The 8528-nt window shown below is 32.9% G+C and carries 6 protein-coding genes and 3 pseudogenes; 4 read left to right on the top strand and 5 right to left on the bottom strand.

Going from position 1 to position 8528, the window contains the following annotated elements:
• Positions 1 to 291 precede the first annotated feature (291 nt).
• The 4 genes and pseudogenes from AC1RYN_RS06035 to AC1RYN_RS06020 form a co-directional block, all read right to left on the bottom strand.
• Positions 292 to 1005, bottom strand: a complete 714-nt coding sequence (locus AC1RYN_RS06035; protein ID WP_481806226.1) for a DUF6630 family protein — start codon at positions 1003 to 1005, stop codon at positions 292 to 294.
• A 37-nt stretch (positions 1006 to 1042) separates the two neighbouring features.
• The gene (locus AC1RYN_RS06030; RefSeq protein WP_481806225.1) at positions 1043 to 1261 is read right to left on the bottom strand and encodes a DUF7821 domain-containing protein; all 219 of its coding nucleotides are present in this window, start codon (positions 1259 to 1261) and stop codon (positions 1043 to 1045) included.
• Between the two features lie 163 nt (positions 1262 to 1424).
• The gene (locus AC1RYN_RS06025) at positions 1425 to 2123 is read right to left on the bottom strand and encodes an SMI1/KNR4 family protein (protein WP_481806224.1); all 699 of its coding nucleotides are present in this window, start codon (positions 2121 to 2123) and stop codon (positions 1425 to 1427) included.
• A gap of 105 nt (positions 2124 to 2228) precedes the next feature.
• Positions 2229 to 3782, bottom strand: a pseudogene (locus AC1RYN_RS06020) (NAD(P)/FAD-dependent oxidoreductase).
• Positions 3783 to 3894: 112 nt separating this feature from the next.
• Here AC1RYN_RS06020 and AC1RYN_RS06015 point away from each other — a divergent pair.
• On the top strand, positions 3895 to 4134 hold the full coding sequence (locus AC1RYN_RS06015; RefSeq protein WP_035619471.1) for a hypothetical protein: 240 nt from the start codon (positions 3895 to 3897) through the stop codon (positions 4132 to 4134).
• A 63-nt stretch (positions 4135 to 4197) separates the two neighbouring features.
• On the opposite strand, the gene recQ is transcribed toward AC1RYN_RS06015, so the two are convergent.
• On the bottom strand, positions 4198 to 6393 hold the full coding sequence (gene recQ, locus AC1RYN_RS06010) for a DNA helicase RecQ (protein WP_481806223.1): 2196 nt from the start codon (positions 6391 to 6393) through the stop codon (positions 4198 to 4200).
• Positions 6394 to 6477: 84 nt separating this feature from the next.
• Here recQ and AC1RYN_RS06005 point away from each other — a divergent pair, with 84 nt between their 5' ends.
• The 3 genes and pseudogenes from AC1RYN_RS06005 to AC1RYN_RS05995 all read left to right on the top strand — a co-directional run.
• Positions 6478 to 7443, top strand: a complete 966-nt coding sequence (locus tag AC1RYN_RS06005; protein WP_481806222.1) for a KpsF/GutQ family sugar-phosphate isomerase — start codon at positions 6478 to 6480, stop codon at positions 7441 to 7443.
• 26 nt (positions 7444 to 7469) lie between these two features.
• Positions 7470 to 8263 (top strand): annotated as a pseudogene (gene tatC, locus AC1RYN_RS06000) (twin-arginine translocase subunit TatC).
• A pseudogene (locus tag AC1RYN_RS05995) lies at positions 8256 to 8468 on the top strand (carboxymuconolactone decarboxylase family protein); the annotation flags it as partial. The pseudogenes tatC and AC1RYN_RS05995, both read left to right, overlap by 8 nt.
• Positions 8469 to 8528: the final 60 nt, after the last annotated feature.

Here is an 8528-nt window from a genome sequence, read left to right as displayed (position 1 = left end):
TGTATACACTGACCGTTAGTATCGTATTGCTAAGGTTAATACATGCTCCTGTTGTTAGGGAGGCAGCACCTCACGACTATTTAGAAAGCCGAAAAAGCACAGGGAAAATAATTTTGATTCCGTAAAACTGAAACTAAAATCCCCAAACAACTTCACTTATTTTTCACGCAGATTTCAAAAAGATTCAAGCTTATTCACACATATTTTTTTATAACCAAATCTTAAATAAATCTGCTTTGATTTGCAAAATCTGCGTGAATTTTTTTTTCTAATTTATGCACTTACCTAACTTTATAATTGCTCAACTTCGATCTTTGTCAATTCTGATAATTCTAAGATTCGAGCAACATCACTTTTATTTGCCACAAAAAACAAATAATTATCTCCGTGCGTATCATAAGTCATTAATTCAAGACCTCTTTTTTCTAAAGCTGATTGAATATACGGGAACAAATCATGACTATACGTTTCTTCAGGATATTCAAAATTAAGATCTTCACCTATCATTTCAGAAATAAAATACTCAGCATCTTCAGGATCAAATTTCCAATCGCTGTTCCAACAATCGATACTTTCAAAAAAGTCCCATTGTCCTTCAACTATCGCATGATATTCTGTTGCTCCTTTTTTGAAATTCTTTAAAAGTTTTTTTGACTGCTTTTGAACCAATTTTTCATCTACATCTCCTCTAGAAACCAATTTGATAAACTCTTCAAATGTTTCTTGTGTAACCTCAACATCTTCAGGTAATAAATTTTCTTGCGAGGGAAGCGCAACACTATTAGGTATTTCAATTTCCATATATTGACAAATCCCCTGTAAGATTCTTTCAAATTCTTTGAATCCTATTTTCTGAATTTCATTTTTAGGATTATTTACATCAATATATTCCGTGTCTAAAATCCCTTTTGTATAATCCAAAAAATAACTGTTATTGTATAAAATTCTAAAATCATTTGTTTCTAAACTATTAGTGCAACAAAAGAAAATGATAAAATTATGCAAAACATGTTTCAGATATTTTTTTGATTCTGGAGTTGGCTCAAGAATAAAACTGAATATGAATATAATCGTATTCTAATCCCTCTTGTATAACCTCTTCCGAAAGCACTCCGATATCAATCTTTTTATACAATTCATTTAAAACCTCATACGCATTCTTAAAACCATTTTTCTTGATTTCATCTCTTCCTTCTTCATGGTTAAATGAACTTGGGAATGAATAAAAATTTACAGAAACAGTATCATGAATACCTTTCATTTTAAATTCAACACCATTTACCTCATTATATAAATAGGAGTAAATTGAATATATAACATAAAAGAAACAATTGATTTTGGGTCATTATTTCTACCAAAAAAATTAGAAAATAAATTTTTCATTGCGCTTATTAAGTAATTTAATTTTAAAACTCGTATAATTATTATTCGTTAGAATATGTAAAACTTAAATCCATTTTATCAAATGGAATAATTTCAATTAATATCTCTTTTAATTCGACATCACTTAACAGCCCTCTTTTAGTTTCTTTCGCTTTAGGCAATAAGATTTCATAGTCTATAATTTCTCGATTAAATATAGTCTGCAAAATATCATTTTGCTTATCCGTTAGATACTTTTTATGAGTTTTAAGAACCTTATCAAGATTATCTTTAAATTCCTCATCACTTACATCATTATAAATATCTTGATCAGACATATCTGTTAAAAGCATTCTAAAAATAAAATCCTGCATATTCTTCGCTAGATAATTTACTTCATTCATATCATGCCAAACAAAAACAACAGGCATATCACCATTATTCTCTTCATTTAAAAAGAAACAATAATGATCTCCCGCTCCACTTTTCCCAAAAGGAATAAACCTAAATTCTTCTTTTATCTGACGATAATCTTCTGGATCTGAAAGCTCTTCTATTGCTTCATTAACACCTTTCGCATTAAGTAATTCAAAATCGTAAGAATGTAAAAGCAACGGAGGATTTTCTTTTAATTTAGGATAAACGATTAAATACCAATCAGGACCATATTCCCCTACATTAAGCATTCCGTCCAGAGAGAGTTCCTTATAGATAATTGGATATGCAAATCCATACTTTGCTTCAATATCTAGTAACATCATAATATGTGTTTTTTTTAAAAAAATACTTGGTAATTAAACCGCAATTTAAAATTACCAAGCAACTAAAATAGGAATATTTTTACCACTATATAAGCATTCAGCAAATTATTTTAAAGCTTCGGCAATCATCAAAGCACATTTTTCTCCATCAATAGCTGCCGATATAATTCCGCCAGCATATCCAGCTCCTTCACCGCAAGGATACAATCCTTTTATCTGCAAATGTTCATAAGTAATAGAATCTCTAGGAATACGTACTGGTGACGAAGTTCTACTTTCTGGAGCATGAAGAATTGCCTCATTGGTTAAATAACCACGCATAGATTTACCAAACTCAGAAAAACCTTCACGTAATATTTGAGATAAGAAACCTGGGAAAACCTGACCCATTTCTACCGAAGTAGTTCCAGGAACATATGATGTTTTAGGAATATCTAACGACACTTTATTTTGAGTAAAGTCAACCATTCTTTGCGCAGGAACTTTTTGAGTCTCTCCTGCTAAATGCCATGCTTTTTGTTCAATACTTTTTTGAAATTCCATTCCGGCCAAAGCTCCAAATTTAGCAAACGGTTTAAAATCTTCTAATTTTAATTCTATTACAATTCCTGAATTGGCTGTAGCCTGATCCCTTTTAGATGGCGACCAACCATTAGTAACTACTTCACCAGGACTTGTAGCACATGGAGCAATTACACCACCAGGGCACATACAAAATGAATACATCCCCCTTCCTCCTACTTGCTTCACAATAGAATATGGTGCTGGAGGCAAATGCTCTCCACGATAATCACAGCTATACTGTATACTATCTATTAACGATTGTGGATGCTCAGCTCTTACACCCAAAGCAAAAGGTTTGGCTTCGATAAAAATTTTCTTTCTATCTAATAATTCAAAAATATCACGAGCAGAATGACCCGTTGCCAATATTAATTTATTAGCATTTATCGTATCTCCATTTTGAGTTACAACTCCTTGAACTTCGTTATTTTTTAGAAGAATATCAGTTACTCGGGTTTCGAATAAAACCTGACCTCCATATTCAATAATTTTCTCTCAATATCCTGGATAATCTTTGGTAACTTATTAGTTCCAATATGCGGATGCGCTTCTATCAAAATATCTTCAGAAGCACCAAAAGCCACAAATAACTCAAGAATCCTTGTTACATCTCCACCTTTCCCAACAAGTATATAATTTACCATCTGAGTATGTTCCTGCTCCCCCTTCTCCAAAACAATAATTGAATCTTCATTCACAAAATGTTCTGTGTTTATTGCTTTTAAATCTCTTCAGCAACACGAACATCTTTTCCTCTTTCAAGCACAATTGGTTTCAATCCTAATTCTATTAATTGCAAAGCTGCAAAAAGCCCCGCAGGACCTGCTCCTACAACAATTACTTCTTGTGCTCCGATACATTTTTGTAATCCGGAATTTCAAATTTAACTGGCTGAAAAACTTCATTTTGCAAATAAATCATTACTTTCAAATTGATTTTTATTGCTTTCTGACGAGCATCAATCGAACGCTTTAAAATAGATACATGTTGAATTTCCTTTGGAGAAACCTTAATTTGTTTCGACAAATGTTCTTTTAGCAACAACTCATTTGTAGCTATTTCGGGCGATACTTGAAGTAAAAGTTCTCTTGGCATTGTTTTTTATTTATTCTATTAGCTTTTCTATTTATGAAAAGAGCATGCAAAAATAACATTTTGAACTGAGACTTTGTACCTTTGCTTCTTTGAAACTTTGCACCTATAAATAATGTCAAGAAAAATAAAACTAATATGGGATTTTCGTGGTCCTGCCTCAGCAAAAACTGCAGAACATCATGAGATTCATTTAAAAGAATTCATTGCTATCGAAAAGCTTCCTTTAAATATAACTGGATTTACAATCCTAAACGATATGTATGCCATTGCTTATATGGTTGTAACCGATGAAAACATGATTCAGGTTCGTGATGCTTTAAAACCTCATCGTGGAGAAGTGTTTCCAGAGTAAACTGTGAAATGAAATATGTGAGATGAAAAATAACACATTTTACATCTCACATTAAACTTATAACTAATTAGCTACTTCGCTAATAAATTTTATTCGCATTAAGCGTAATTCATCGATATCATATTCTCCATCAAATTCTTTTAGAGCATCTTCTATTTTATCAGATTCTGATTCCATGAAGTATTCGTGAATTTCTTCTTGCTGATCATCATCGAGCATGTCATCGACCCAATATTTAATATTCAGTTTTGTTCCTGAATATACGATTTGCTCCATTTCTTTAATCAAAGCATCCATCGAAAGTCCTTTTGCTGAAGCAATATCATTAAGTGATAATTTACGGTCGATGTTCTGAATAATATATAATTTATTTACAGAATTAACTCCTGTAGATTTCACAACCAAGTCATCGGGACGGATAATATCGTTTTCTTCAACATACCTATTTATTAAGGCTACAAAATCTCCTCCATATTTTTTTGCTTTCCCTTCACCTACTCCATGAATATTATACAATTCGGCAATAGAGATTGGGTATTTTAAAGCCATATCCTCGAGTGAAGGATCTTGAAAAACCACAAATGGAGGAACACCTAATTTCTTAGCTACTTTTTTTCTTAGCTCTCGCAACATCCCCATCAAAACTTCATCGGCAGTACCTCCTGATTTTGACGCTGTCACAATTGCTTCGTCTTCGCTTTCGTTATATTCATGATCCTCAGACATCATAAACGAAACTGGTTTTTTAATAAAATCCAATCCTGCCTTGGTGATTTTTATGATCCCGTAAGTTTCTATATCTTTTGATAAATAGCCTGCTACTAATACTTGACGAAGTAATGCCATCCAGTATTTTTCATCATGATCTGAACCCGAACCAAAGAAAGACTGCGAATCGGTTCTGTGTGCTTTAATTACTGCATTTACACGTCCTATTAATGTAAATACTATTTCTTTAGACTTATAAATATGTTTTGTATCGCGTACAATTTCCAATAATTTCACCACTTGGTCTTTGGCTTCTATTTTGGTTTTCGGGTTACGAACATTATCATCCATATCGGCTCCTTCGCCTGTTTCGCTGTCGAATTCCTCTCCAAAATAATGAAGTAGAAACTTTCTTCGTGACATTGATGTTTCGGCGTAAGCCACAACTTCTTGCAACAAGGCAAATCCAATTTCTTGTTCAGCAACTGGTTTTCCTGACATAAATTTTTCTAATTTCTCTACATCTTTATATGAGTAATATGCCAAACAATGTCCTTCGCCTCCATCTCGTCCTGCACGACCCGTTTCTTGGTAATAACTTTCTAGTGATTTTGGAATATCGTGATGTATTACAAAACGCACATCGGGTTTATCAATTCCCATTCCGAAAGCAATAGTTGCTACTACCACATCTACGTCTTCCATAAGGAACATATCCTGATGTTTTGCTCTTGTTTTTGCATCTAGTCCTGCATGATAAGGAACTGCACTAATACCATTTACTTGCAAAACCTCTGCAATTGCTTCTACTTTTTTACGGCTTAAGCAATATATAATTCCTGATTTTCCTTTGTGTTGTTTTATAAAACGAATGATATCCGATTCTATATTTTTAGTTTTCGTACGAACTTCGTAATATAAGTTTGGTCTGTTAAACGACGCCTTGAAAGTATTAGCGTCAGACATATCAAGATTTTTTAAAATATCTTCTTGAACTTTTGGCGTAGCGGTTGCAGTAAGTCCAATGATTGGCACATCACCCAACTGTTTAATAATATGTTTTAGATTTCTGTATTCAGGTCTAAAATCATGTCCCCATTCTGAAATACAATGCGCTTCGTCGATAGCGACAAATGAAATGGGTACATTTTGAAGAAATTGAACATATTCTTCTTTGGTTAGTGATTCGGGGGCAACATATAATAATTTTGTCAAACCAGAAGTAATGTCCTTTTTTACTTGGGCAATTTCTGTTTTGGTAAGTGAAGAATTCAGAACGTGAGCGATTCCGTTTTCTGAAGAAAGACTCCGAATGGCATCTACCTGATTTTTCATCAAAGCAATTAAAGGAGATACAACTATTGCTGTTCCTTCCTGAATTAAAGCGGGCAATTGGTAGCAGAGTGATTTTCCTCCCCCAGTGGGCATAATAACAAAAGTATTTTTTTTATTGAGTATACTTTTTATAACCTCTTCTTGCAATCCCTTAAATTGGCTAAAGCCGAAATACTTCTTTAATTCTTTATGTATTTCAATTTCGTTTGAATTCATTCTTTATTTTATGGTATTTTGTATAAATTTGCATCAATAAAGATACAACTTTCTTTTACACTTACAAATTTTAACTATTCTGTTTTGATAACAAAAGAAAATATATTAGCTATCGCTAAAAAAACAATACTATCTGAAAGTGAAGCAGTTGCAAAGCTAATTAATTTTTTAGATGAAAATTTCACCCAAGCTGTTCAACAGATATACGAAACAAAAGGTCGATTAGTAGTCACCGGAATAGGAAAAAGTGCAATAATTGCACAAAAAATGGTTGCCACTTTTAACTCTACTGGAACACCTTCATTATTCCTTCATGCCTCTGAAGCAATTCATGGTGATTTAGGAATGATTCAGAATGAAGATATAATTATTTGCATCTCTAAAAGCGGCAATAGTCCAGAAATCAAAGTTTTAGTTCCATTATTAAAACGTTTTGGCAATACACTAATTGCTATTACAGGAAACATGACTTCTTTTTTAGCAAAAGGAAGTGATCATGTTTTGAACACTACTGTTGAAATGGAAGCTTGCCCAATAAACCTAGCTCCAACTAACAGCACTACTGCTCAACTAGTAATGGGGGATGCACTTGCTGTTTGTTTAATGGAAATGCGTGATTTTAAACCCGAAGACTTCGCAGTATATCACCCAGGAGGCGCTTTAGGAAAAAAACTTTTACTTCGTGTGAGAGACATGATTGAACATTCGTTAAAACCAACAGTTTCACCTGATTCTTCAATCAAAAAAGTTATATTTGAAATATCAGAAAAACGACTTGGTGTAACTGCAGTTGTAGAAAATGATAAAATAATCGGAATCATCACCGATGGTGACATCCGACGAATGCTAAACGACAGAGATAGTTTTTCCGATTTAACTGCAATAGACATTATGACCAAAAACCCAAAAATGGTATCATCAGATACAATGGCTGTCGATGCCTTAAATACATTAGAAGATTTCTCTATTACGCAATTAATTGTTTCCGACAACGGAAAATACAAAGGCGTATTACACTTACATGACATTTTAAAAGAAGGAATCGTATAATGACAAAAAAGAAAAACCTAAACGAAATGTCGTTCTTAGACCATCTTGAAGAATTAAGATGGCTACTAGTCAGAAGTACAACTGCCATAATAATAATGGCTTTTTTAACTTACTTTATAAGTGATTACTTATTTGACGTAATTATTTTCGGACCAACTAGACCAACTTTCTTCACCTATCAGTTTTTTTGCGAGTTATCACATAAATTAGGATTTGCTGAGAACATCTGTATCACCGAAATGCCATTTATTATTCAGAACACACAAATGGAAGGACAGGTAAACGTTTTCGTATGGATGTGTGTTTTAGCAGGATTCATCTTGAGTTTTCCATATATTTTGTGGGAAATATGGAAGTTTATTAGCCCAGCATTGTATGAGAAGGAACGTAAAAATGCTAAAGTATTTATTTTTGTTTCTTCATTACTTTCTTTTTAGGCGTAGTATTTGGCTATTTTGTAGTAATACCAATGTCTGTAAACTTCGTAGCAACTTTTACGGTAAGTGATATTGTGAAAAATCAATTTACATTAGAATCATATATGGGAATGGTAAAAACAAGTATTCTGGCTGGTGGACTATTCTTTGAACTACCAATTGTTATTTATTTTCTTACCAAATTAGGACTAGTTACTCCTCGTTTTTTAAGAAAATACTGGAAATATGCTGTAATTATAATTCTAATCGTAGCCGCTATTGTAACCCCACCAGATGTTGTGAGCCAGACAATCGTAGCAGTACCAATGTTACTAATATATGAATTGAGTATCTTTATTTCAGTACTTGTATACAAAAACCAAAACAAAGAATTAAATGTCTGATATCATTCAAGAATTTAACGACTATCGTTCTAAAATGAACGAAAAATTATTAGCCGATAACAACAAAATTGTAAAGCGAATTTTCAATTTGGACACCAATGCCTATGTAGCTGGCGCGCTTGATGTTAAAACAAAAGAACTTCTAGGTTTAGTTGCATCAGCCGTTTTACGTTGTGACGATTGTGTAAAATACCATCTTGAAACTTTAAAGTGTAGGTGCTGCCTCCCTAACAACAGGAGCATGTATTAACCTTAGCAATACATA

This window comes from Flavobacterium sp. TC780 (assembly GCF_056783245.1).
This window is presented reverse-complemented; position numbering and strand designations above follow the sequence as displayed.

Bases quoted from the DNA above. Each gene is read 5' to 3' on its own strand.
- AC1RYN_RS06030 (WP_481806225.1), bottom strand. From the start codon at position 1,261: ATGAAAGGTATTCATGATACTGTTTCTGTAAATTTTTATTCATTCCCA.
- AC1RYN_RS06025 (WP_481806224.1), bottom strand. From the start codon at position 2,123: ATGATGTTACTAGATATTGAAGCAAAGTATGGATTTGCATATCCAATT.
- AC1RYN_RS06015 (WP_035619471.1), top strand. From the start codon at position 3,895: ATGTCAAGAAAAATAAAACTAATATGGGATTTTCGTGGTCCTGCCTCA.
- recQ (WP_481806223.1), bottom strand. From the start codon at position 6,393: ATGAATTCAAACGAAATTGAAATACATAAAGAATTAAAGAAGTATTTC.